The sequence below is a fragment of the Streptomyces sp. NBC_00076 genome (assembly GCF_045041235.1).
In the GTDB taxonomy this organism is placed as follows: domain Bacteria; phylum Actinomycetota; class Actinomycetes; order Streptomycetales; family Streptomycetaceae; genus Streptomyces.
Genome location: NZ_CP108242.1, coordinates 8,888,843 through 8,912,623 on the forward strand (window position 1 = coordinate 8,888,843; position 23,781 = coordinate 8,912,623).

Consider the following 23,781-nt stretch of genomic DNA (forward strand, 5'->3'; position numbering starts at 1 on the left):
CTTCGTCACCGTTCGTCGAGGTGCGGTCCGGCATACCCAGCCGGGACGACCTCAGACATCATCGTCGCGCAGGAACAGACGAACGGGGCCCCGCATCCCCAAGATCGTCGGCAGTGTCACAGAGATCATCGACCGCCCCGGCGGCACGTCCCGGCAGCAGGCCACCGACAGCCGCACCGGCCACGGCCACCGAGGCCAGGACCACGAGCGGCAGCGCGCGCCCACCGCCGGCCCCCATGAGCACGGTCGCGGCGGCCACCCCGAGCGTCGGCCCCACGTTCATCGCCGTCTGCTTGGCCCCGCCCGCCACGCCGGCCGACTCGACGGCACTGTGCCGTACGACGACGTGGGTCGCGGCCACCATCACCGTGCCGAATCCGGCCCCCAGCAGCCCGAAGCCGGCACACAGCGCCAGGGTGCCCGAGGCCCGGATCAGCAGCAGGATCCCGAGGGCGAGTACGGCCATCGCCGTCACGGTCGTACGACGGGCGCCGGCGCGCGGCAGAAGGACGGCGCCGGCGGGCGCGGCGGCCACCATCATGACCGCCAACGGCAGGCTGCGCAGGGCACTTTGGAAGGCGTCGAGGCCGAGGGTGTACTGCAGGACGTACGCGCCGACGAACAGCGTGCCGTGCAGGGCCGCCGAGGCCGCGACGAGAATACCGAGCGCCGAGCCCACGGTCGCCGAACCGACCACGTCCGGCGGGAGCAGCGGGCTCGCGGTGCGCCGCTCGTGCCGGACGAACGCGGCGGCCGCGACCAGCACCGCACCGGCCTCGCCCGCCGTCGTCCAGCCGGCGTCCGGGAGCGCGACGAGGGTGTGGACGAGGCCCGCCAGAGTCAGCGCGAGCAGCAGCGCGCCGGGCACGTCGAGACGAGCGGCAAGGGTCTGCTTCGGCGCCTGCCTGGACGGGAGTTGACGCGGCCCCTGCCCCGCCATGGCCCAGCGGTGCCCCGGCCCGCACAGGGCGAGCCCGCCGAGGACGACGGCGGGCGCCACATTGAGGAAGAACACCGACCGCCAGCCCGGCCCGGCCACCAGAGCACCGCCGACCACCGGACCGACGGCGGCCGCCACCCCGATGGCGGCGGTCCGTACGGCAATCGGCTTCCGCAACCGGTCGGGCGGGTACGCGGCACGCAGCATCCCGAGCGTCGCGGGCTGCAACAACGCCCCGAACACGCCCTGTACGACCCGCAGTCCGATCATCCAGCCGATCCCGGACGCCAGGCCGATACCGGCCGACGCGGCCCCGAAGCCGAGCATCCCCACCGCGAAGAGCCGCTGGTGCCCATACCGGTCGCCGAGCCGCCCCGAGAACACCAACAGGCTGGCCACCGCGATCAGATAGCCGGTGCTCGTCCACTGCACCTGGGCGAACGACGCCCCCAGAGCGCGCTGCAGAGCGGGCTGCGCGACAGTGAGGGCCGTACCGTCCAGAGCGACGATGACCGCCCCGACCACGCTGGCCGTCAGCGCGAGACGACGGTGAACGGTCATCCGGTTACCTCCGGACCCAGATGGGCGTTCAGGACGGTGTGCAGCAGCGGGCCGAAGTCGTCGGCATCGGTGGCGAGTTGGAGGCTGCCCCAGCCCCACAGCTGGGCGGCGCCGTGCAGGTTCGCCCACAGCGCGCCCGCGACCAGCCGGGCGTCGGCGTCCGGACGGGCCCGGCCGACCAGCTCCACCAGGCGCGCGAACAGCGGAAGGCTGGTGTCCCGCAGCCCCAGATGACCGCTCTCCAGCAGATCATGACGGAACATCAGCTCGTACATGCCCTGGTTGTCCAGCGCGAACTCCAGATAGCAGCGCCCCAGCGCCGTCAGCTGGACGCGCGGGGCGGCGGTACCGTCACCGGTCGCCTCGGTCGCCTCGGTCGCCTCGGTCGCCTCGGTCGCCTCGGTCGCCTCGGTCGCCTCGGTCGCCTCGGTCGCCTCGGTCGCCTCGGTCGCCTCGGTCGCCCGCGCCGCCAGCGCGTCGAATCCGCGCCGGGCGATGGCCGACAGCAGCTCCAGGTGCGTCGGGAAGTAGCGACGCGGCGCCCCGTGCGAGACACCCGCCCGGCGCGCGATCTCCCGCAGTGTGAGCGCCTGGGCGCCCTCCCGCGCGACGAGTTCCACCCCGACATCGACCAGACGGGCACGCAGCCCGGGTTCGGACTCATCCCTTTCAGCCATAGACAGTGTCTACCAGGTGGTCGTAGACACTGTCTACCGGGAATGTGCGGGGCGTCCGGGCAGGTTGAGAGACGTATGACTCAGGACGCGAAGGACGCCCAGGACCCGGCACCGGACGCACTGCTCCGGTTGCTCTCCGACGGCCACGGCGGGGTGCTGGTGACCCTCAAGCGTGACGGCCGGCCCCAGCTGTCGAACGTCAGCCACGCCTACTACCCGGACGAGCGGATCATCCGGATCTCGATCACCGACGACCGCGCCAAGACCCGCAACCTGCGCCGCGATCCGCGCGCCTCCTACCACGTGACCAGCGCCGACCGGTGGGCGTACACCGTCGCCGAGGGCACGGCCGAGCTCTCGCCCGTGGCCAAGGACCCGCACGACGAAACCGTTACCGAGCTCGTCCGCCTCTACCGCGACGTCCAGGGTGACCACCCGGACTGGGACGACTACCGGGCCGCCATGGTCCGCGACCGTCGCCTGGTGGTGCGGTTGAAGGTGGAGCGGGCGTACGGGATCCCGGCGCGCGCCGACCAGGGCTGAAACTCTCCCGCCGGTCACTGCGGGCGGCGGGATCCGCTGACCCCGCGTCCAGCGAACGCCGGAACGGAGACCTAGGTCCCGGGGCGCAGGACGGACGGCCGATGGTCCCGCGATCAACGGCTGCCTAGGCTGCGAACACGTCACCACCCGTGAGGCGCCACGAGGAGAGGTCACCATGCCCGTCAACGGCCGCAGTCACATCCGTATCGCCCGTCCGTCGCGGGACCTGGCCGCGGCCGAGCGGTTCTGGACCGAGGGGCTCGGGCTGGACGTCGTCTGGCGGGCCGAGGGCGGGGCCGAACCCGGCGAGCACGACCTGCTGATGCTCGGTCTGCCCGACGCCGGCTGGCACCTGGAACTCGTGCACGAGTCCGCCCGCCCCGTCGAGCCCCGGCCCACCGAGGAGGACCTCCTGGTGATCTACGTCGACGGGCCCGTGCCGGATGACCTGGTCGCCCGGCTGGAACGGCACGGCGGGAAGCGGGTCGCGTCGCCCAATCCGTACTGGAACGAGTGGGGCGTCACCGTCGAGGACCCGGACGGCTATCGGCTGGTGCTGTGCCGACGGTCCTGGTCGAACTCCTAGCGCCCGGCTCTCCCGCCCACTGCGAGGGGCCGCCCCGGCCGTCCCGGCTCGACCGTCAGTGGTGCGCAGTACGGTCCTGTCATGGCAGCCACTTTCGATCTCACGCTCGACTGCGCGGACGCGGTCCTCGTCGCCGCGTTCTGGAAGACGGCCCTGGGGTATGTCGACGAGCCGCCACCGGCCCCCTTCAGCACACGCGAGGAATGGCTCGCGCAGTTCGACCTGGCGGAGGACGACTCGGCGGACGACGGTGCCTGGCTCTGCGACCCGGACGGTGTCGGCCCCCGCCTGTCCATCCTGAAGGTGCCGGAGCCGAAAACCGCCAAGAACCGCCTCCACTTGGACATCCGGGTACCGGGCCACGGCAGCCCCGAGGAGCGATGGGCGCGGGTCAGGGCGGAGTCCGAGCGTCTGGTGGAGGCGGGCGGCACAGTCCTCGCCGAGGCCGACGAACACCACGTCGTCATGGCCGACCCGGAGGGCAACGAGTTCTGCGTGGCGGCGGCCTCCGCCTGACTCGTCCTGGGGCACACCGCCACGCCTGGACCGACCTGGGGCCCACCGGCACCCTGCACCAAGGGGCCAACGGGCCGAACAGGTCAGGCCGACACCTTCTCGGGCCGCGTCTCCTCGCGACCACCGTGCTCACCCAGCCGCTCCGTCGGCACCGTGTGGGTCTCGCGCGCCGTGAGGACGGCGATCACCGGCGGGACGCACAGCGCAGCCGTGAACAGCGCGACCGCCGACCAGTCGTCGCCGTCCGGACCCGCGATCTGGGCGGCGAAGGTGACCGCGAACCCGGCCACGGCGAAGCCGATCTGCGTGCCGATCGCCATGCCGGACAGCCGGACCCGGGTGGAGAACATCTCGCCGTAGAAGGACGGCCACACACCGTTCGCGGCGCTGTAGACGACACCGAAGGCGACGATGCCCAACACGAGGATCAACGGGTAGTTGCCCGTGGAGATCGCCCAGAGGTAGGCGAACATCGCCACCGCACTGCCGGCCGCGCCGATCAGGTACACCGGGCGGCGGCCGACGCGGTCCGACAGCGTGGCCCACAGCGGGATCGCGCCGAGCGCGACCAGGTTGGCGAGCGCGCCCACCCACAGCATCGAGGAGCGGGACATGCCGACCGAGTCGCTGGTGGCGTACGACAGCGCCCACACCGTGAAGATCGTGCTGACCGAGGCGATGAGAGCACCCGCGATCACCCGCAACACGTCCGCCCAGTGCTCGCGCATCAGGATCACCAGCGGCATCCTGACGACGCCCTCCGAGGCGGTCTGCTGGGCGAAGACCGGCGTCTCCTCCAGACGGCGGCGGATGACGAAGCCGACGACGGCGACCGCGACGCTCAGCCAGAACGGCACGCGCCAGCCCCAGGACAGCAGTTGGTCGTCGGGCAGCGCGGCGACGGGAATGAAGACCAGGGTGGCGAGCAGTTGCCCGCCCTGCGTACCGCTCAGGGTGAAGCTGGTGAAGAAGCCACGCCGGTCCGGCGGCGCGTGTTCCAGGGTCATGGAGTTGGCGCTGGCCTGCTCACCGGCCGCCGAGATGCCCTGCAGCACCCGGCACAGGACCAGCAGGACCGGGGCGAGCGTGCCGACCTGGTCGCGGGTGGGCAGACAGCCGATGAGGAAGGTCGACAGGCCCATCAGGATCAGCGTGAAGACCATGATCTTCTTGCGGCCGAGCCGGTCCCCGTAGTGACCCAGGAAGAACGCGCCGACCGGACGGGCGGCGTACGCGACGCCGAACGTGGCCAGCGACAGCAGGGTCGCGGTGGCCGGGTCGGACTCGTCGAAGAACACGTCGGGGAAGATCAGCGCGGCGGCGCTGCCGTAGATGAAGAAGTCGTAGTACTCCAGAGCGCTGCCGATCCAGGCCGCCAGGGCGGCTTTCTTCGGCTGGCCGGGTGGTGCTGCGGGGACGGGCACGGCGTGCTCCTTCGGGGCTCCGGCTGAGGGGGAGTGAGCGGCGGGGAGAGGGCCGGATCGCGGCTAATTAACCCACTGGGTAGTTAGTGGCGGTGGGTGGGATGTTGCGCTCACGTTTCCCGGGTGTCAAGGGGCCCTGTCGAAGGATCTTCCTCCCCGCGGCGGGGGATCAGTCCGTCGCGCGGTCGGCCGTCAGGTACGCGATCACCATGTCGCCGAGCATCGCGCGGTAGTGCTCACGCTGGGCGGGATCGACCAGGTCACGTCCGAACAGGGCGCCGAAAGTGTGCCGGTTGGCGACCCGGAAGAAGCAGAACGAGCTGATCATCGCGTGCAGGTCCACGGCGTCCACGTCCGCCGTGAACAGACCGGACTCCTGCCCCGACGCCAGGATCCGGCGGATCACGTCGAGCGCGGGCGAGCCGATCCTGCCTAGCTTCTCCGAGGCCGCGATGTGCTCCGCCCCGTGGATGTTCTCGATGCTCACCAGGCGGATGAAGTCCGGGTGCCGCTCATGGTGGTCGAAGGTGACCTCGGCCAGCCGGCGGATGGCCGCGACCGGGTCCAGATGCTCGACGTCGAGCTGCTGCTCGGCCGCGCGGATCACCGCGTACGCCCGCTCCAGGACGGCCGTGAACAGCTGCTCCTTGCCGCCGAAGTAGTAGTAGATCATCCGCTTGGTGGTGCGGGTGCGGGCGGCGATCTCGTCCACCCGGGCCCCGTCGAAGCCGGCCCGGGCGAACTCCTGGGTCGCCACGTCGAGGATCTCGGCCTGGGTGCGGGCGGCGTCACGGATGCGCCCGTTCGGTCGTGCCGGTTCTTCGACGCTGGTCATCGGGTTCCTTCGCGCGAGGTGCCAGTGCCGAGATTCTAGAAGGCGGGGCGTCGCGCCGGTTCCGCGTTTCCCGGCCGAGGGCTTCCCGTGGTTCCGCGACCCTGATATAGCTAACGTACTAGTTCGTACATTACTGAGCCGCTCAGGAGGTCGCCGGTGCCGTCCCAGCACAAGGACTCGTATCTCGTCGGACTGATCGGCTCCGGCATCGGCCAGTCGCTCAGCCCCGCGCTGCACGAGCGCGAGGCGGATCGTCAGGGCCTGCGCCACCTGTACCGGATCATCGACATCGACACCCTGGGCGTCGGCCCCGAGGCGGTGGGCGATCTGCTGCGGGCAGCCCGTGACCTGGGCTTCGACGGGCTCAACATCACACATCCGTGCAAGCAGCACGTCATCCGGCACCTGGACGCGCTCGCCCCGCAGGCCGAGTCCCTCGGCGCGGTCAACACCGTCGTCTTCGAGGAGGGCGGCCGGGCCGTCGGCCACAACACGGACGTCACCGGCTTCGCGGCGTCCTTCGCGCGCGGTCTGCCCGACGTGGCACTGGAGCGGGTCGTGCAGCTGGGCGCCGGCGGCGCCGGTGCCGCGGTCGCGCACGCCATGCTCACCCTCGGCGCCGAACGGGTCACCGTCGTCGACGCGCTGCCCGAGCGGGCCGCCGCTCTCGCCGACTCGCTGAACCAGCGTTTCGGAGCGGACCGGGCCACCTCCGCCACCCCGGACCGGCTCGCGGACCTGCTCGCCCGGGCCGACGGGCTCGTGCACGCCACCCCCACCGGCATGGCCGCCCACCCCGGGCTGCCCCTCCCCGCCCAGCTCCTGCACCCCGGGCTGTGGATCGCCGAGGTTGTCTACCGCCCGCTGGAGACCGAACTGCTGCGCACCGCCCGCGCGATCGGCTGCGCGACCCTCGACGGCGGCGGGATGGCCGTCTTCCAGGCCGTCGACGCGTTCCGGCTGTTCACCGGCCGGGAACCCGACAGCACCGCGATGCTGGCGGACTTCGCCGACCTCACCGGGGCCGTGAAAGCCCACCCGTAGCGGACCTGCGGAGAGCCACAGGGACCTTCAGAGAAACAGAGGTACCGACGTGCGTACGTCCATCGCCACCGTCTCCCTCAGCGGATCCCTCACCGAGAAGCTCACGGCCGCCGCCCGGGCCGGCTTCGACGGCGTCGAGATCTTCGAGAACGACCTGCTCGCCAGCCCCCTCACCCCCGAGGAGATCCGCGCCCGCTGCGCCGACCTCGGTCTCACCGTCGACCTCTACCAGCCGATGCGCGACATCGAGGCCGTGCCCCGGGACGAGTTCGGACGCAACCTGCGGCGCGCCCGGCACAAGTTCGAGCTGATGGGCCGCCTCGGCGCCGACACCGTCCTGGTCTGTTCCAGCGTCTCCCCGCTCGCCCTGGACGACGACGCGCTCGCAGCCGGGCAGCTGAGCGAACTGGCCGACCTGGCACAGGACTTCGGCATCCGGGTCGCCTACGAGGCGCTGGCCTGGGGACGGCACGTCAGCACCTACGACCATGCCTGGCGCATCGTCAGGACGGCCGGTCACCCCGCCCTCGGCACCTGCCTGGACAGCTTCCACATCCTGTCCCGGAGCTCCGACCCCAAGGACCTCGAAGGCATCGCGGACATCCCCGGGGAGAAGATCTTCTTCCTCCAGCTCGCGGACGCCCCGCTGCTCGCGATGGACGTCCTCCAGTGGAGCCGCCACTACCGCTGTTTCCCCGGCCAGGGCGGCTTCGACATCGCCGGGCTCCTGCGCCACGTCCTGAGCACCGGCTACGCCGGCCCGCTCTCCCTGGAGATCTTCAACGACGTCTTCCGGCAGGCCGAGGCGGGTCCCACGGCCGTGGACGCCCGGCGTTCGCTGCTGGTCCTCCAGGAGACGGTGGGCATCGCCGCACCGCCCGCCCCGGTCGTGCCCACGGGAGTGGCCTTCGCCGAACTGGTCACCCCGGACGCCGAACCTGTCTCCGCCCTGCTGGGCGCGCTCGGCTTCGCCCGCACGGCACGGCATCGCAGCAAGCCCGTCGACCTGTGGCAGCAGGGCGAGGCCCGCGTCCTGGTCAACACCGGCACGCCCGTACGCCGTGACGGCACCCACCTCGCCGCGATCGGACTGGAGTCACCGGACCCCGCGGCCGCCGCCCGCCGCGCCGAGGCACTGCTCGCCCCCGTGCTGCCCCGCCGTCGCGGCCCCGCGGACGCCCCGCTCGACGCGGTGGCCGCGCCCGACGGCACGGAACTGTTCTTCTGCGCCACCGGCCATCCCGAACTCCCGGACTGGCGGGCCGACTTCGAAGGCGTCGAACACCCCGAAGCCGCCCACGACGTGTCCGGCGTCGACCATCTCGCCCTCACCCAGCCCTGGCACCACTTCGACGAGGCGGCCCTCTTCCACCGCAGCGTGCTCGGGCTCCGGGCCCAGGAGAGCGTCGACGTCGCCGACCCCTACGGACTGCTGCGCAGCCGCGCCGTCACCACCCCCGACGGCAGCGTGCGCATCGCCCTGTCGGTCGGCGCGGCCCCCACCGACGACCCCGTCCACGCCCAGCACATCGCGCTCGCCACCGACGACGTGATCGCCGCGGCCCGCCGCTTCGTCGACGCCGGTGGCCGACTGCTGCCGATCCCCGCGAACTACTACGAGGACCTGGCGGCCCGGTACGAGTTCGCCGACGGGGAGCTGGAGACGTACCGCGAACTCGGCATCCTCTACGACCGGGACGCGTACGGCACCTTCCGCCACTGCTACACCCGCACCGTCGGCCGGGTCTTCTTCGAACTCGTCCAGCGTGACGGCGGCCACCGGGGCTACGGCGCCCAGAACGCGCCCGTGCGGCTGGCCGCCCAGCACGCGGTCAGGCGGCTCACTGGCGGCTGACGGTGCGGGTCACGCCGGCGAAGACCGTCGTGGCCAGGATCCAGCCGGCGATGACGAGGGCGTACGACAGCGTCTGGTACCAGCCCTCCGGGGCGAACGCGCCCTCCTGCCCGAAGGAGATCACCGGCAGCAGCAGGTCGAGGGTGTAGAACACCGCGTCGAAGTCCGGTGCCTCGGACGGTTTGAGCGGACGCGGGTGGTGCAGGGCGTAGGCGAGCGAGCCGACCGCGAGCAGCGACAGCAGCCAGCCGCAGGCGCGCAGCGGGCGGAAGCCGTAGCCGACGGTGGCGTCCTGGACATGGCCCCACAGCCGGCCGTACCAGGGCAGCGTCCTGCGATGGCGGCGCTGCTTCGCGAGCTGGACCAGTCGGGCCGCGCGGTCGTCACCGATGCGCACGTAAGAGGCGGTCAACTGCTCGTAGGAGTGCGGGACATAGCCGTCGCCGTCCCGCTCCAGCATCGGCAGGCGACGTTCGGCGGGCTCGTGAGGGGTGAGCGTCGTGTAGACGAGGTCGTTGAGCAGCACCTCGTGCGGCACGACCTCCGGTTCCAGGAAGAGGACGTCCGTCTGGGTGCGGCGCAGGTTGAGGGTGCCCTCCATGGGGGTGCCTCTGCGCAGCCACAGCTCCCCTATCGTGCAGCTGCTCGCCCGCAGCGCCGCGTCGCCGGGGTTCACCAGATGCGCGTACGACAGGTCGAGGCGACCTGCGACCCGGGCGCCCCGCAAACCGATCCAGCCCCGCACGCGCGCGTTCCGCATGAGGACGTCGCCCTCCACGGTGAGGGTCTCGGCGTCGAGGACGGGGTGCCCGGGGCGGCTGAGCCGCGCCTCGTTCAGGTTGACCGATCCGGCGACATGGGCACCGTTGAGCCGCATCTCGCCGTCGATCCGCAGCCCGGGAGCCCACACGTCGTCGCCGGTGGTCATCTGGTTCAGCTGGAGCACCGGCTCCGTGGCCTCCCCGACCACGAGGTGGGCGCGTTCCATGAACAGGGCGTTCGCGATCTGGGCGCCGCCGAGCCGCACCGGTCCGCGCACCACACAGTCCGACATCCGCAGGACGCCCTCCACCCGCAGCGCGCCGGCCGTCAGGCCGGGCAGGACGGAGGAGCTCAGGTTCAGCTGCCGCAGCCGGGCACCGTACAGCTGGGGGACTCCGGCGAAGTGACAGTGGCTCAGCCGTACGGCGTGGTCACAGGTCCCGTACCGCAGGTCGAGAGTGCCGGTGATCCGGGCGCCCGACAGTTTCAGGGCGGGTATCTCCCCGTCCACCCGCGGCCCGTTGAGCAGCAGAGCCCGCAACACGGCCGCCCGGACGGTCCGTTCGGGACCCCACTCGCGGCCCTGGGCCATGTCCTCGTCGTCCGCCTCGCGGAAGTTCACGGACTCGCCGCGCGGAAAGGCACGCCACACCCGCAGTTCGGCCGGGGTCAGGTTGTCGATCTCCATCAGCGGGGACTCTGACGCGCCCACGGCGGGCTGTCAACCACGGGAAAGCCGGCCCGAGTAGGCACTCGGGCCGGCTTCTGTCACTGCCGCTGTGCTACGGCCGGGTGTTCCACTCCGCGATGACCGGCCGGTCATGCTCCGTCGACAACCGGCTGACGGTGCCCGTGGCGAGCTGGAACAGCCGCCCCTCGGCCGGGGCCAGACCCAGCCGACGGGCCGTCACGACCCGCAGGAAGTGGCCGTGAGCCACCAGGATCACATCGCCGTCGGGGAGCGCTTCGTCCACCCGGGCGAGCACCCGGTCGGCGCGCCGGCCCACCTCCTCGGGCGACTCGCCGGGGCGGCCCTCAGGGCCGGGCGGGACTCCGTCGGTCCACAGGTACCAGTCGGGACGGGTGCGGTGGATGTCGACGGTGGTGACACCCTCGTAGCCGCCGTAGTCCCATTCATGCAGGTCGGGGTCGGGTACGGCCCCGGTGACGCCCGCCAGTTCGGCGGTGCGTATCGCGCGGTCCAGCGGGCTGGTCAGCGCGCGGGCGAAGGTCCGCGACGAGAGGAGCGGAGCGAGGGACTTGGCCTGTTCCTCGCCGCGCCGGGTGAGGGGCAGGTCGGTCCAGCTGGTGTGCTGTCCCGATCTGCTCCACTCCGTCTCACCGTGGCGGACCAGCAGAAGGTCCCCCACGGCGCGCCTACTTCTTCGCCGACTCGACGGCGTGGCCGCCGAACTGGTTGCGCAGCGCCGCGATCATCTTCATCTGCGGCGAGTCCTCCTGACGGGACGCGAACCGCGCGAAGAGGGAGGCCGTGATCGCCGGGAGCGGCACCGCGTTGTCGATGGCGGCCTCGACGGTCCAGCGGCCCTCGCCGGAGTCCTGCGCGAAGCCCTTCAGCTTCTCCAGGTGCTCGTCCTCGTCGAGGGCGTCGACGGCCAGGTCGAGCAGCCAGGAACGGATGACCGTGCCCTCCTGCCAGGAGCGGAAGACCTCGCGCACGTCGGTGACCGAGTCCACCGACTCCAGCAGCTCCCAGCCCTCGGCGTACGCCTGCATCATGGCGTACTCGATGCCGTTGTGGACCATCTTGGAGAAGTGCCCGGCGCCGACCTTGCCCGCGTGGACATAGCCGTACGGGCCCTCCGGCTTCAGCGCCTCGAAGATCGGCTGGAGCCGGTCGACGTGCTCCTTGTCGCCGCCGACCATCAGGGCGTAGCCGTTCTTGAGGCCCCACACGCCGCCGGAGACGCCGGCGTCGACGAAGCCGATGCCCTTGGCGCCGAGCTCCTCGGCGTGCTTCTCGTCGTCGGTCCAGCGGGAGTTGCCGCCGTCGACCACGGTGTCGCCCGCGGACAGCAGGTCGCCGAGTTCGTCGACCACGGACTGGGTGGCCGCGCCGGCCGGCACCATGACCCAGATGGTGCGCGGGGCTTCGAGCTTGTCGACCAGTTCGGCCAGGCTGCTCACGTCGGAGACTTCGGGGTTGCGGTCGTAGCCGATGACGGTGTGACCGGCGCGGCGGACCCGCTCGCGCATGTTCCCGCCCATCTTGCCGAGGCCGATGAGGCCGAGTTGCATCGCTGTCATGTCACTTCACTTCCTTGAGGCCGCGGTAGGCGGCCACGAGAGCGGCGGTGGAGGAGTCGAGGCCGGGTACGTCGGTGCCTTGGGTGAGGGCGGGTTCGACGCGCTTGGCGAGGACCTTGCCGAGTTCGACGCCCCACTGGTCGAAGGAGTCGATGTTCCAGACGGCGCCCTGCACGAACACCTTGTGCTCGTAGAGCGCGATGAGCTGGCCCAGCACCGACGGGGTGAGTTCCCTGGCCAGGATCGTGGTGGTGGGATGGTTGCCCTGGAACGTCTTGTGCGCCACCAGCTCCTCGGCCACACCCTCCGCGCGTACCTCGTCGGGGGTCTTGCCGAACGCCAGCGCCTGCGTCTGCGCGAAGAAGTTCGCCATCAGCAGGTCGTGCTGCGCCCGCAGCCCCTCGCTCAGCCCGTCGACCGGGCGGGCGAAACCGATGAAGTCCGCCGGGATCAGCTTGGTGCCCTGGTGGATCAGCTGGTAGTAGGCGTGCTGCCCGTTGGTGCCGGGCGTGCCCCACACCACCGGCCCGGTCTGCCACTGGACCGGGTGCCCGTCCCGGTCCACCGACTTGCCGTTGGACTCCATGTCCAGCTGCTGCAGATACGCCGTGAACTTCGACAGGTAGTGGCTGTAGGGCAGCACCGCGTGCGACTGCGCGTCGTGGAAGTTGCCGTACCAGATGCCCAGCAGGCCCAGCAGCAGCGGCACGTTGGACTCGGCGGGCGTGTTGAGGAAGTGCTCGTCGACGATCCGGAAACCGTCCAGCATCTCCCGGAAACGGTCCGCCCCGATCGCGATCATCAGGGACAGACCGATCGCCGAGTCGTAGGAGTAACGACCCCCCACCCAGTCCCAGAACTCGAACATGTTCGCCGTGTCGATGCCGAACTGGGACACCTTCCCCGCGTTCGTCGACAACGCCACGAAATGCTTCGCGACAGCCTTGTCCTCACCGAGGCCGCCGGGGCCGTTGAGCAGCCAGTCGCGGGCCGAGGTCGCGTTGGTGATCGTCTCGATCGTGGTGAACGTCTTCGACGCGACGATGAACAACGTCTCCGCCGGGTCCAGGTCGTGGATGGCCTCGTGCAGGTCGGCCCCGTCCACGTTCGACACGAACCGGAAGGTCAGCGACCGGTCGGTGTACGCGCGCAGCGCCTCGTACGCCATCGCCGGACCCAGGTCCGAGCCACCGATACCGATGTTGACGACATTGCGGATCCGCCTGCCGGTGTGCCCCGTCCACTCACCCGAACGCACCCGCCCGGCGAAGTCACTCATCCGGTCCAGCACGGCGTGGACCTGCGGCACCACGTTCTCACCGTCGACCTCGACCACCGCACTCGCCGGAGCACGCAACGCCGTGTGCAGCACGGCCCGGTCCTCGGTGATGTTGATCCGGTCACCGCGGAACATGGCGTCCCGCAGCCCGAACACGTCGGTGGCGACGGCCAGTTCCTGCAGCAGGGCCAGCGTCTCGTCGGTGACGAGGTTCTTGGAGAAGTCGACGCGCAGGTCCCCCACGCGCGCGACGTACCGCTCCGCGCGCCCGGGGTCCGCCGCGAACAGGTCACGCAGATGCGCGTCCCATTCGGCGCGGTGGTCCGCCAGGGCGGTCCACTCCGGCCGCCGGGTGAGGACCGGGGCGTCGGAGGGGGCGGAAGGGTCGGAAGGGGCGTCAGACATGAGAAGGAATCTCCTTGGTGCCCTCGCCGCGCAGGGCGACGGCGTACATCTCGTCCGCGTCGAGGCGCCGAAGCTCCTCGGCGATGAGTTCGGAAGTGGTGCGGACCTTCAGCGCGAGGGTGCGCGAGGGCTGGCCGGGCAGGGTCAGCGTGGCCAGCGGGCCCTCGGGGCGGTCGATGACGATCTCGCCGTTCTCGGTGCCGAGGCGCACGGCCGTCACCACCGGTCCCGCGGTCACGACCCGGTCGACGGTGACGCCGAGGCGGGCCTCCAGCCAGCGGGCCAGCAGTTCCGCCGCCGGGTTCTCCTCCTCGGCCTCCACGGCCGCCGAGTTCACCTTGACCCGGGCCTGGTCCAGGGCCGCGGCCAGCATCGAGCGCCACGGGGTCAGCCGGGTCCAGGCGAGGTCGGTGTCGCCCGGCGCGTAGGAGCGCACCCGGGTCCTGAGCACCTCCAGCGCGTTCTCCACCGCGTACAGGTCGGTGATCCGGCGCTGGGCCAGCGCGCCCAGCGGGTCCTTCGCCGGGTTGTCGGGCGCCGCCACCGGCCACCACACCACGACCGGGGCGTCCGGCAGCAGCAGCGGCAGGACGACGGAGTCGGCGTGGTCGGACACCTCGCCGTAGGTCCGCAGGATCACCGTCTCGCCGGTGCCGGCGTCGGCGCCCACCCGTACCTCGGCGTCGAGGCGGGAGCTGGTGCGGTCGCGCGGGGTGCGGGCGTGCCGCTTGATGACGACCAGGGTGCGCGAGGGGTGCTCGTGCGAGGCCTCCTCGGCCGCCTTGATCGCGTCGTAGGCGTTCTCCTCGTCCGTGACGATCACCATCGTCAGGACCATGCCCACGGCCGGTGTGCCGATGGCGCGGCGACCCCGCACCAGCGCCTTGTTGATCTTGCTTGCCGTGGTGTCGGTCAGGTCGATCTTCATGGCCTGCGCCAGCTCCGTCCGTCTCGTGCGAGCATCTCGTCGGCTTCCTCGGGTCCCCAGCTGCCGGACGCGTACTGCGCCGGACTGCCGTGGTTCGCCCAGTACTCCTCGATCGGGTCGAGGATCTTCCAGGACTCTTCCACTTCCTGGTGGCGGGGGAACAGGTTGGCGTCGCCGAGGAGGACGTCCAGGATGAGGCGCTCGTACGCCTCCGGGCTGGACTCCGTGAACGACTCGCCGTAGGCGAAGTCCATCGACACGTCCCGGATCTCCATCGAGGTGCCCGGCACCTTGGAGCCGAAGCGGACCGTCATGCCCTCGTCGGGCTGGACGCGGAAGACGATCGCGTTCTGCCCGAGCTCCTCGGTGGCGGAGGAGTCGAAGGGGGAGTGCGGGGCCCGCTTGAAGACGACCGCGATCTCGGTGACCCGGCGGCCCAGCCGCTTGCCGGTGCGCAGGTAGAAGGGGATGCCCGCCCAGCGGCGGTTGTCCACCTCCAGCTTGATGGCCGCGTAGGTGTCGGTCTTCGACTGCGGGTCGATGCCCTCCTCCTGGAGGTACCCGGCCACCTTCGCGCCGCCCTGCCAGCCCTCCGCGTACTGCGCCAGCACGGTGTGCTCGCCGATGTCCTCCGGAAGCCGCACCGACTTGAGCACCTTGAGCTTCTCGGTGAGCAGCGAATCGGCGTCGAAGGCGATGGGCTCCTCCATGGCGGTCAGGGCCATGAGCTGGAGGAGGTGGTTCTGGATGACGTCACGGGCGGCGCCGATGCCGTCGTAGTACCCGGCCCGGCCGCCGATGCCGATGTCCTCGGCCATCGTGATCTGCACGTGGTCGACGTACGACCGGTTCCAGAGCGGCTCGTACATCTGGTTGGCGAAGCGCAGTGCCAGGATGTTCTGGACGGTCTCCTTGCCGAGGTAGTGGTCGATGCGGAACACCTGGTCCGGCTCGAACACGTCGTGCACGAGCGCGTTCAGCTCACGGGCGCTCTTCAGGTCGTGCCCGAAGGGCTTCTCGATGACCGCCCGCCGCCAGGAGCCCTCCGGCGCGTCGGCCAGCCCGTGCTTCTTCAGCTGCCGGACCACCTTCGGGAAGAACTTCGGCGGGACGGAGAGATAGAAGGCGTAGTTGCCGCTCGTACCGCGCGAGGCGTCCAACTCATCGACGGCGGAACGCAGTTGCTTGAACGCGGTGTCGTCGTCGAAGTCGCCGGGGATGAACCGCATGCCCTCGGCGAGCTGCTGCCAGACCTCCTCGCGGAACTCGGTGCGCGCGTGCTCGCGGACCGCGTCGTGCACGACCTGCGCGAAGTCCTGGTCCTCCCAGTCCCGGCGGGCGAACCCGAGGAGTGAGAAGCCGGGCGGCAGCAGACCGCGGTTGGCGAGGTCGTAGACGGCCGGCATCAGCTTCTTGCGGGACAGGTCACCCGTGACGCCGAAGATGACGAGCCCGGACGGGCCGGCGATCCGCGGCAGTCGGCGGTCCTGGGTGTGCCGGAGCGGGTTGGACCAGTCGGCGGGCGGTGCGGCCGGGAGGGTGGTCACGGCCTCGGCCGCCTCGGACAGTTCGTTGCTCATTCCTCGTCAACCCCCTTGCTGTTAAGGGACTTCGTCACGGCGTCCAGCAGCTCCTGCCAGGCCACCTCGAACTTCGCGACACCCTCGTCCTCCAGCTGCCGCACGACCTCGTCGTACGAGATCCCGAGCCGCTCCACCGCCGCGAGGTCGGCGCGGGCCTGGGCGTAGCCGCCGGTGATGGTGTCGCCGGTGATGTCGCCGTGGTCGGCGGCGGCGTTCAGCGTGGCCTCCGGCATGGTGTTGACCGTGCCGGGGGCGACCAGGTCGTCGACGTACAGCGTGTCCTTGTACGCCGGGTCCTTCACCCCGGTCGAGGCCCACAGCGGACGCTGCTTGTTGGCCCGGGCGCCGCCGAGGGCCGTCCAGCGCTCACCGCCGAAGACATCCTCGTACGCCGCGTAGGCGAGCCGCGCGTTGGCGAGGGCGGCACGGCCCTTCAGCGCCAGGGCCTCGTCGGTGCCGAGCAGGGTCAGCCGCTTGTCGATCTCGGAGTCGACACGGGAGACGAAGAAGGAGGCCACGGAGTGGATCCCGGAGAGGTCCAGGCCCTTCGCCCGGGCCTTCTCCAGGCCGGCGAGGTAGGCGTCCATGACCTCGAGGTAGCGCTCCAGGGAGAAGATCAGCGTGACGTTGACACTGATGCCGAGACCGATGACCTCGGTGATCGCCGGGAGACCGGCCTTCGTCGCCGGAATCTTGATCATGACGTTCGGGCGGTCCACCAGCCAGGCCAGCTGCCTGGCCTCGGCGACGGTGGCCCGGGTGTCGTGGGCCAGCCGCGGGTCGACCTCGATGGAGACCCGGCCGTCCCGGCCGCCGGTCGCGTCGTACACCGGCCGCAGGACGTCGGCGGCGGCACGCACGTCGGCGGTCGTCATCATGCGCACGGCCTCGTCGACCGTGACGCCCCGCACGGCGAGGTCGGTGAGCTGCTCCTCGTAGCCTTCGCCGGAGCCGATGGCGGACTGGAAGATGGACGGGTTCGTGGTGACGCCCACCACGTGCCGTGTCCGGACGAGTTCGGCGAGGTTGCCGGACTCGATCCGCCCGCGGGAGAGGTCGTCAAGCCAGATGGATACGCCCTCGTCGGACAGGCGCTTGAGTGCTCCCGCGGTCGCGGTCGCTTCGGTCACTGTGATCATCTTCTTTCTGGCGATCTGATCAGCCGCGGGCGGCGGCCGGGCCGGTGGTCGAATCGAGCACGGCCCGGGCGGTCGCGGCGACGTTCTCGGCGGTGAAGCCGTACTCGGCGAACAGGGTCTTGGCGTCGGCGGAGGCGCCGAAGTGTTCGAGGGAGACGATGCGACCGGAGTCCCCCACGAACCGGTACCACGTCAGACCGATCCCCGCCTCGACCGCGACGCGGGCCTTCACCGACGGCGGCAGGACACGGTCGCGGTACTCCCGCGACTGCTGCTCGAACCACTCGACCGACGGCATCGACACCACCCGCGTGCCGACCCCCTCGGCCTCCAGCCGCTCCCGCGCGCCGACGGCGAGTTGCACCTCGGAGCCGGTGGCGATCAGGACGACGTCGGGGGTCTCGGTGGAGGACTCCGCCAGCACGTAACCGCCGCGCGCCGCATCCGGGTTCGGTGCGTACGTCGGTACGCCCTGGCGGGTGAGCGCGAGGCCGTGCGGGGCCGGGTCGGTGGCGTGCCGCTTGAGGATCTCGGCCCAGGCGATCACGGTCTCGTTGGCGTCGGCCGGGCGGACGATGTTCAGGCCCGGGATGGCGCGCAGGGACGCGAGGTGCTCGACCGGCTGGTGCGTGGGCCCGTCCTCGCCGAGACCGACGGAGTCGTGCGTCCAGACGTAGGTGACGGGCAGCTGCATCAGCGCGGACAGCCGGACCGCGTTGCGCATGTAGTCGGAGAAGACGAGGAAGGTGCCGCCGTAGATACGGGTGTTGCCGTGCAGGGCGATGCCGTTCATCTCCGCGGCCATGGAGTGCTCGCGGATGCCGAAGTGGATGGTGCGGCCGTACGGGTCGGCCTCCGGCAGCGGGTTGCCCTCCGGCAGGAAGGAGCTCGTCTTGTCGATCGTGGTGTTGTTCGAGCCGGCCAGGTCGGCGGAGCCGCCCCACAGTTCGGGGATGACCGCGCCGAGCGCCTGGAGCACCTTGCCGGAGGCGGCGCGGGTGGCGACGGCCTTGCCCTGCTCGAAGACCGGCAGGGCGTCCTCCCAGCCCTCGGGGAGCTGACCGGCGACCACGCGGTCGAAGAGCTTCGCGCGCTCCGGCTGGGCGCCGCGCCACTTGTCGAGCTGCTTGTCCCAGGCCGCGTGCGCCTCGGCGCCCCGGTCCAGGGCCTGACGGGTGTGGGCGAGGACGTCGTCGGCGACCTCGAAGGTCCGCTCCGGGTCGAAGCCGAGGAGGCGCTTGGTGGCGGCGACCTCGTCCTCGCCGAGCGCGGAGCCGTGCGCGGCCTCGGTGTTGCGGGCGTTGGGGGCGGGCCAGGCGATGACGGTGCGCATCGCGATGATCGAGGGCCGCCCGGTCTCGGCCTGCGCGGCCCGCAGCGCCGCGTGCAGCGCCTGGACGTCGATGTCGCCGTCCTCGCCGGGCTCGACACGCTGCACGTGCCAGCCGTAGGCCTCGTACCGCTTCAGCACGTCCTCGGAGAAGGCGGTCGCGGTGTCGCCCTCGATGGAGATGTGGTTGTCGTCGTAGAGGAAGACCAGGTTGCCGAGCTTCTGATGGCCGGCCAGCGAGGACGCCTCGGCGGAGATGCCCTCCTCCAGGTCGCCGTCGGAGACGATCCCCCAGATGGTGTGGTCGAAGGGCGAGGTGCCCTCGGGGGCCTCGGGGTCGAACAGGCCGCGCTCGTAGCGGGCCGCCATCGCCATGCCGACGGCGTTGGCGACGCCCTGCCCGAGCGGCCCGGTGGTCGTCTCGACGCCGGCGGTGTGCCCGTACTCGGGGTGACCGGGCGTCTTCGACCCGTGCGTCCGGAAGGCCTTGAGGTCCTCGAGCTCCAGCTCGTACCCGGCGAGGAAGAGCTCGGTGTAGAGGGTGAGCGAGGTGTGTCCGGGGGACAGCACGAAGCGGTCACGGCCCGTCCACTCCGGGTCGGCCGGATCGTGACGCATCACCTTCTGAAAGATCGTGTACGCGGCCGGGGCCAGGCTCATCGCGGTGCCGGGGTGGCCGTTGCCCACCCGCTGTACGGCATCCGCCGCCAAAAGGCGGGCGGTGTCGACGGCACGCCGGTCGAGTTCGGTCCATTCGAAGCTGTCCGGTGTCTGCGTGCTCATCTTCAAGAAGTCCTCGATCGGAGCGGGGTAGCCGGTCTGACGCGTTCAAACTTAAAAGTCTGACTTTTACGAGGGAAGGTCGAGGTGTGTCAGCCTGTGGTGAAAGTGGGACACCGGGCGCGTGATCGAGGCGGCACGAGAAGGACATGGTGGACAGAACCATCCAAGCCGGAGACGGTGACGGCGACATTGACGCGATCAGAACGTTCCCCTTCCCGGTCGAGTTGAGTGTCGGAGGTGTCGGCGTGCAGGTCGGCCCCATGGGAACCGGCCGTACCTGGCACGCCGACGCGCCCCTGCACCGCGTCCACCGCATCGACTTCCACGTGGTGATGTTCTTCGACGGCGGCCCGGTGCACCACATGATCGACTTCGCCCAGTACGAGGTGACCGCCGGCGACCTGCTGTGGATCCGCCCGGGGCAGGTCCACCGCTTCTCGCCCACCAGCGAGTACCGCGGAACCGTCCTGACCATGCAACCCGGCTTCCTGCCCCGGGCCACGGTCGAGGCCACCGGGCTCTACCGCTACGACCTGCCGCCCCTGCTGCACCTCGACGAGCCCCGGTCGGTCGGCCTGCGCGCCGCCCTCGCCCAACTCCAGCGCGAGTACGAGGACACGACCCTTCCGCTGAGCGTGCACACGTCGGTCCTGCGCCACACCCTGACGGCGTTCCTGCTGCGCCTGGCCCATCTCGCGTCGAGCTCCGCGGAGGCCACCCGGCAGTGGTCGGACACCACGTTCACCCTCTTCCGCGAGGCGGTCGAGAAGGACTTCGCCACCAACCACAGCGTCAGCGCGTACGCCGACGCCCTCGGTTACTCCCGCCGCACCCTCGTCCGCGCCGTCCGCGCCGCCACCGGCGAGACCCCCAAGGGCTTCATCGACAAACGCGTCGTCCTGGAGGCCAAACGCCTCCTCGCCCACACCGACATGCCCATCGGCCGGGTAGGCGCCGCCGTCGGCTTCCCGGACGCGGCCAACTTCTCCAAGTTCTTCCAGCAGCACACGGACATGACACCGGCGGTGTTCCGGTCGGAGCTGCGCTGAGCGGTGCCGGCACGCGTCGGCACGGACCTGTCGGCACGGAGAAGGGGCCCCACGCGCGCGTGGAGCCCCGGTGCGGAAGTCGCCGATCAGTGACCGAAGTTGAACCAGTTCACGTTCACGAAGTCGGACGGCTGGCCGCTCGTGAAGGTGAGATACACGTCGTGCGTCCCCGTCACGGAGCTGATGTTGGCCGGGACCGTTCTCCAGGACTGCCAGCCGCCCGTGCTGGCGAGGGCGAAGCTGCCGACGGGGGTGGCGGTACGGCTGTCCAGGCGGACCTCGACCAGGCCGCTGGCGCCGCCCGACACTCCGCTCGCGACCCGGGCCACGAACTGCCTGGCCGCCGTGGAGCCGAAGTTGACGCCCTTGTAGAGGGCCCAGTCGCCGTTGGCGAGAGCCCCGAGGTTCTGGCCGCCCCCCGTGTCGGACGTGGTCTCGGTGGTCGTACCGGACTGGGTGTCGTACGACTCGGCCTGGATGGTGCCGTAGGCGTCACGGTTGCCGGCGGGCGGGGGAGTGGTGCCGCCCCCGCCGGACGACAGCACCTGGACGTAGTCGACGACCGTCGGGGCGCCGGAGCGGGTGTCACCGTCCAGACCGCCGCCGAAGGCATCCGGGAAGGCGCCGCCCATCGCCACGTTCAGGATGACGAAGAAGCCGTGGTTGGTGGCGTTGGTCCAGGTCGTCGCGTCCACTTGGTTCGCGGTGACGGTGTGGTAGTTGACGCCGTCGACGGAGAAGCGGATCGCCTCCGGGCTCGCCGAACGGTCCCACTCCATCGTGTAGGTGTGGAAGCCGGACTGACAGGTCGTGTTCGGGCAGGCGGTGGAGTTGCCGAGGCCCGTGGTCTCGTTGCAGGGGCCGCCCGGGTTGCTGCCGCAGTGCATCGTGGCCCACACGGTGTTGCGGCCCTGGACGTTCTCCATGATGTCCAGCTCGCCGACGCTCGGCCAGTTCTGGTAGTTGCCGCGGTAGGGCGCGCCCAGCATCCAGAACGCGGGCCAGTACCCCTCGGCGGCGGTGCCGGTGACGTTCGGCATCTGGACGCGGGCCTCGACGCGCAGCTTGCCGCCCGAAGGGGGCTGGAAGTCGGTGCGGTTGGTCTCGATGCGGCCCGAGGTCCACTTGCCGGCCGCGTCGCGCAGGGGGGTGATGCGCAGGTTGCCGTTGCCGTCGAGTGAGACGTTGCTGGTGCTGTTCGTCATCGTCTCGACCTCGCCGGTGCCCCAGTTGGCGGGGCCGCCCGGATACGAAGTCCCGGTCGCATACTGCCAGTTGGAGGTGTTCACGCCGGTGCCGGCACTGCCGGTGAAGTCGTCGAGGAAGACCTGCGTCCAGCCCGCCGGGGGCGTGGGCGCGGCGGCGTCGGCGGACGGCGAGGCGACCGCGGCGGCCGCCGCGGCGAGCCCCAGCGTGCTGACGACGGCGACGAGTGCCCGTCGAAGCGGGCGGCGCCGTCTGCGGGGTGTGCCGGAGCTGTCATTCATGGGGGGCCTCTCGGGTGCGAGGGGAATGCGCGGGTGCCTACGAGAGCCCTGCCCCACTGTCTTGAGAGCGCTCTCACGGCGCGGCCAATGTGCTCCTCGTCACCCCGGGCGTCAAGACTTGAAACAGGTAAAGTCCTTGCGTCGCAGGTGACTTCAACGAAAAAAGACGGCGAGCGGTTCTCACCGGTGCGAGGGGTGCCCTCCGGCCCCCCTCGACCCGCTCCGGGGCCGGCTTTCGTCGGGCTGCCATCCCAGCGCCCTGGAGATCCCGCGCGCCGCGAGCCGCACCGCCGGGACGAGTGCCGGCACCTGGGCGTCCGCCTGGGGCACCACGACCGACACCGCCGCGACGAGCGTGCCGCCCGGTCCGCGCACCGGCGCCGCCACCGACAGGGCGTCCTCGGTGACCTGACGGTCGCTCACCGCCACGCCCGAGCGCCGCACCTCGGCCAGCGTCCGGCGCAGTAGTCCGGCGTCGGTGAGGGTGTACGGGGTGAGGGAGGTGAGCGGGCCCGCGCAGTACTCCTTCTGGAGTTCCGGATCGCCGTACGCGAGCAGGACGAGTCCCACGCCGGTGACGTGCAGCGGCCAGCGGGCGCCGACGCGGATGTGCACGCCGACCGACGAACGGCCCGCGATCCACTCGGTGTAGACGACCTCCGCGCCGTCGCGCACCGCCAACTGCACGTTCTCGTGCGTGGCTTCGTACAGGTCCTCCAGGTAGGGCAGCGCGGCCTGGCGCAGCGCGAGCCCGCGGGGCGCCAGGGCGGCGACCTCCCACAGGCGCAGTCCGACGTGATACACGCCCGACTCGTCCCGCTCCAGGGCGCCCCACTCGGTGAGGGCGCCGACGAGCCGGTGGGTGGTGGTCAGGGACAGTCCGGCCCGGCGGCTGATGTCCGTCAGGCACAACGCCGGGTGGTCGTGGTCGAACGCGGCGAGGACCGACAGCAGCCTGTCGGGCGCGGAACGCCCCGCCTGCGACAGGGCGGCGTCGGCGGTCGTCGGCACGGTGTCACCCCAGCCCGGTCTCGGCGATTCTCTGCAGCAGCGAGTGGAGCACGTCGCGCTCGGCGGGGTCGAGGGGCTGGAGCAGCTCGTTCGTGACCCGCAGTCCGGCCTCGTCCGTGTCGCGCAGGAAGGCGCGGCCGTCCGCGGTGAGGACGACGATGCGGCTGCGCCGGTCGTCGGGGGAGGGGCGGCGCTCGGCGAAGCCCAGCTTCTCCAGGTCGTCGACCAGTCCGACGATCGCGCTCGGGTCGTAGCCGAGGGAGGTGCTCAGTTCGCGTTGCAGCACGCCCTCCGACGTGGCGAGGAAGCGCAGCAGCGCGTAGTGGCGCAGGCGCAGACCGGACTCCTGGAGGGAGGAGTTGAACAGCTGCCCCGAGCGCAGTCCGAGCCGGTAGAGGAGGTAGCCGGTGTCCGCGTGCAGCCCACGCATCCACGGCTCGTAGGCGTCGATCGGAGCGGGGCCCGCGGCGGGCGGCGTCGGGTGCGGCTGGCGGGCGATGGCGATCTCCCTGGTCGGGGCCCCGGGCGGGGCGTGGTGCGTGGTGCGTCGGTGTGCCGATCGGGTGTGCCGTTTTCGGCCTCGTGTTTCGGCGTCGGCGTCGTGCGCCGGTCTGCTGTCGCGTGCGTCGTGGGTGGTGCGTCGTGCCTGGTGCTTCCAGTCTGGCGCACAAGCCGGGTCGACAACAACTATTGACGTCAACAATTATTGCTCTTAGCTTCGATCTCGTGGCCGCGTCACGCTGCCATCAAGCGCACCAAGCCGCATCACTCGCGTC

General features: G+C 71.0%; 22 protein-coding genes. 7 read left to right on the top strand and 15 right to left on the bottom strand.

Features of this window, described 5'->3' with window-relative positions; genetic code table 11:
- Positions 1–58: 58 nt before the first annotated feature.
- Positions 59–1,501 carry an MFS transporter gene (locus OHA64_RS39880; protein ID WP_405621824.1) on the bottom strand — a complete coding sequence of 481 codons (1,443 nt, stop codon included), beginning with the start codon at positions 1,499–1,501 and terminating at the stop codon, positions 59–61.
- A complete protein-coding gene (locus OHA64_RS39885) occupies positions 1,498–2,136 on the bottom strand; it encodes a TetR/AcrR family transcriptional regulator (RefSeq protein ID WP_405624311.1) in 639 nt (212 codons plus the stop codon). The genes OHA64_RS39880 and OHA64_RS39885 overlap by 4 nt, the downstream gene beginning before the upstream one ends.
- Between OHA64_RS39885 and OHA64_RS39890 the strand changes: the two genes are divergently transcribed.
- The 4 genes from OHA64_RS39890 (at position 2,084) to OHA64_RS39905 (ending at position 3,823) form a co-directional block, all read left to right on the top strand.
- Positions 2,084–2,257 carry a hypothetical protein gene (locus OHA64_RS39890; RefSeq protein WP_405621826.1) on the top strand — a complete coding sequence of 58 codons (174 nt, stop codon included), beginning with the start codon at positions 2,084–2,086 and terminating at the stop codon, positions 2,255–2,257. The two genes, OHA64_RS39885 and OHA64_RS39890, sit on opposite strands and share 53 nt — an antisense overlap.
- On the top strand, positions 2,254–2,721 hold the full coding sequence (locus OHA64_RS39895) for a PPOX class F420-dependent oxidoreductase (RefSeq protein ID WP_405621828.1): 468 nt from the start codon (positions 2,254–2,256) through the stop codon (positions 2,719–2,721). Before OHA64_RS39890 ends, OHA64_RS39895 begins: the two co-directional genes overlap by 4 nt.
- 175 nt (positions 2,722–2,896) lie before the next feature.
- A complete protein-coding gene (locus OHA64_RS39900) occupies positions 2,897–3,307 on the top strand; it encodes a VOC family protein (RefSeq protein ID WP_405621829.1) in 411 nt (136 codons plus the stop codon).
- Between the two features lie 81 nt (positions 3,308–3,388).
- Positions 3,389–3,823, top strand: a complete 435-nt coding sequence (locus OHA64_RS39905; protein ID WP_405621831.1) for a VOC family protein — start codon at positions 3,389–3,391, stop codon at positions 3,821–3,823.
- Between the two features lie 83 nt (positions 3,824–3,906).
- Here OHA64_RS39905 and OHA64_RS39910 read toward each other — a convergent pair whose 3' ends face one another.
- Positions 3,907–5,247 carry an MFS transporter gene (locus OHA64_RS39910; protein WP_405621833.1) on the bottom strand — a complete coding sequence of 447 codons (1,341 nt, stop codon included), beginning with the start codon at positions 5,245–5,247 and terminating at the stop codon, positions 3,907–3,909.
- 169 nt (positions 5,248–5,416) lie between these two features.
- Positions 5,417–6,082, bottom strand: a complete 666-nt coding sequence (locus tag OHA64_RS39915; protein ID WP_405621835.1) for a TetR/AcrR family transcriptional regulator — start codon at positions 6,080–6,082, stop codon at positions 5,417–5,419.
- Between the two features lie 156 nt (positions 6,083–6,238).
- Between OHA64_RS39915 and OHA64_RS39920 the strand changes: the two genes are divergently transcribed.
- Positions 6,239–7,126, top strand: a complete 888-nt coding sequence (locus tag OHA64_RS39920; protein ID WP_405621837.1) for a shikimate dehydrogenase — start codon at positions 6,239–6,241, stop codon at positions 7,124–7,126.
- A gap of 49 nt (positions 7,127–7,175) precedes the next feature.
- On the top strand, positions 7,176–8,981 hold the full coding sequence (locus OHA64_RS39925) for a bifunctional sugar phosphate isomerase/epimerase/4-hydroxyphenylpyruvate dioxygenase family protein (protein ID WP_405621839.1): 1,806 nt from the start codon (positions 7,176–7,178) through the stop codon (positions 8,979–8,981).
- Here OHA64_RS39925 and OHA64_RS39930 read toward each other — a convergent pair.
- The 8 genes from OHA64_RS39930 to tkt form a co-directional block, all read right to left on the bottom strand.
- Entirely contained in the window at positions 8,968–10,431 is a 1,464-nt protein-coding gene (locus OHA64_RS39930) for a membrane-associated oxidoreductase (protein ID WP_405621841.1), read from the bottom strand. The genes OHA64_RS39925 and OHA64_RS39930 overlap by 14 nt on opposite strands.
- A 94-nt stretch (positions 10,432–10,525) precedes the next feature.
- Positions 10,526–11,113 (bottom strand): histidine phosphatase family protein, encoded by a 588-nt coding sequence (locus OHA64_RS39935; protein ID WP_405621843.1) that lies wholly within the window; start codon positions 11,111–11,113, stop codon positions 10,526–10,528.
- A 7-nt stretch (positions 11,114–11,120) separates the two neighbouring features.
- Complete coding sequence (gnd, locus tag OHA64_RS39940; RefSeq protein ID WP_405624313.1) at positions 11,121–12,002, bottom strand: phosphogluconate dehydrogenase (NAD(+)-dependent, decarboxylating); 882 nt, start codon at positions 12,000–12,002, stop codon at positions 11,121–11,123.
- 10 nt (positions 12,003–12,012) lie between these two features.
- Positions 12,013–13,695 (bottom strand): glucose-6-phosphate isomerase, encoded by a 1,683-nt coding sequence (gene pgi / locus OHA64_RS39945; RefSeq protein ID WP_405621845.1) that lies wholly within the window; start codon positions 13,693–13,695, stop codon positions 12,013–12,015.
- Entirely contained in the window at positions 13,688–14,623 is a 936-nt protein-coding gene (gene opcA / locus OHA64_RS39950; RefSeq protein ID WP_405621847.1) for a glucose-6-phosphate dehydrogenase assembly protein OpcA, read from the bottom strand. Before opcA ends, pgi begins: the two co-directional genes overlap by 8 nt.
- Positions 14,620–16,203, bottom strand: a complete 1,584-nt coding sequence (gene zwf / locus OHA64_RS39955) for a glucose-6-phosphate dehydrogenase (RefSeq protein WP_405621849.1) — start codon at positions 16,201–16,203, stop codon at positions 14,620–14,622. The genes opcA and zwf overlap by 4 nt, the downstream gene beginning before the upstream one ends.
- A complete protein-coding gene (gene tal / locus OHA64_RS39960) occupies positions 16,200–17,345 on the bottom strand; it encodes a transaldolase (protein WP_405621851.1) in 1,146 nt (381 codons plus the stop codon). The genes zwf and tal overlap by 4 nt, the downstream gene beginning before the upstream one ends.
- Positions 17,346–17,364: 19 nt before the next feature.
- Complete coding sequence (tkt, locus tag OHA64_RS39965) at positions 17,365–19,458, bottom strand: transketolase (protein WP_405621853.1); 2,094 nt, start codon at positions 19,456–19,458, stop codon at positions 17,365–17,367.
- 146 nt (positions 19,459–19,604) lie between these two features.
- Between tkt and OHA64_RS39970 the strand changes: the two genes are divergently transcribed.
- Positions 19,605–20,507, top strand: coding sequence for a helix-turn-helix domain-containing protein (locus tag OHA64_RS39970; protein WP_405621855.1), 903 nt, complete (start codon positions 19,605–19,607; stop codon positions 20,505–20,507).
- 86 nt (positions 20,508–20,593) lie between these two features.
- On the opposite strand, the gene OHA64_RS39975 is transcribed toward OHA64_RS39970, so the two are convergent.
- The 3 genes from OHA64_RS39975 to OHA64_RS39985 all read right to left on the bottom strand — a co-directional run bounded on the left by OHA64_RS39975 (position 20,594) and on the right by OHA64_RS39985 (position 23,435).
- Positions 20,594–21,994 carry a glycoside hydrolase family 16 protein gene (locus OHA64_RS39975; protein WP_405621857.1) on the bottom strand — a complete coding sequence of 467 codons (1,401 nt, stop codon included), beginning with the start codon at positions 21,992–21,994 and terminating at the stop codon, positions 20,594–20,596.
- A 180-nt stretch (positions 21,995–22,174) separates the two neighbouring features.
- On the bottom strand, positions 22,175–23,005 hold the full coding sequence (locus OHA64_RS39980) for an IclR family transcriptional regulator (RefSeq protein ID WP_405621859.1): 831 nt from the start codon (positions 23,003–23,005) through the stop codon (positions 22,175–22,177).
- A 4-nt stretch (positions 23,006–23,009) separates the two neighbouring features.
- Positions 23,010–23,435 carry a MarR family winged helix-turn-helix transcriptional regulator gene (locus OHA64_RS39985; RefSeq protein WP_405621861.1) on the bottom strand — a complete coding sequence of 142 codons (426 nt, stop codon included), beginning with the start codon at positions 23,433–23,435 and terminating at the stop codon, positions 23,010–23,012.
- Between the last annotated feature and the right edge of the window lie 346 nt (positions 23,436–23,781).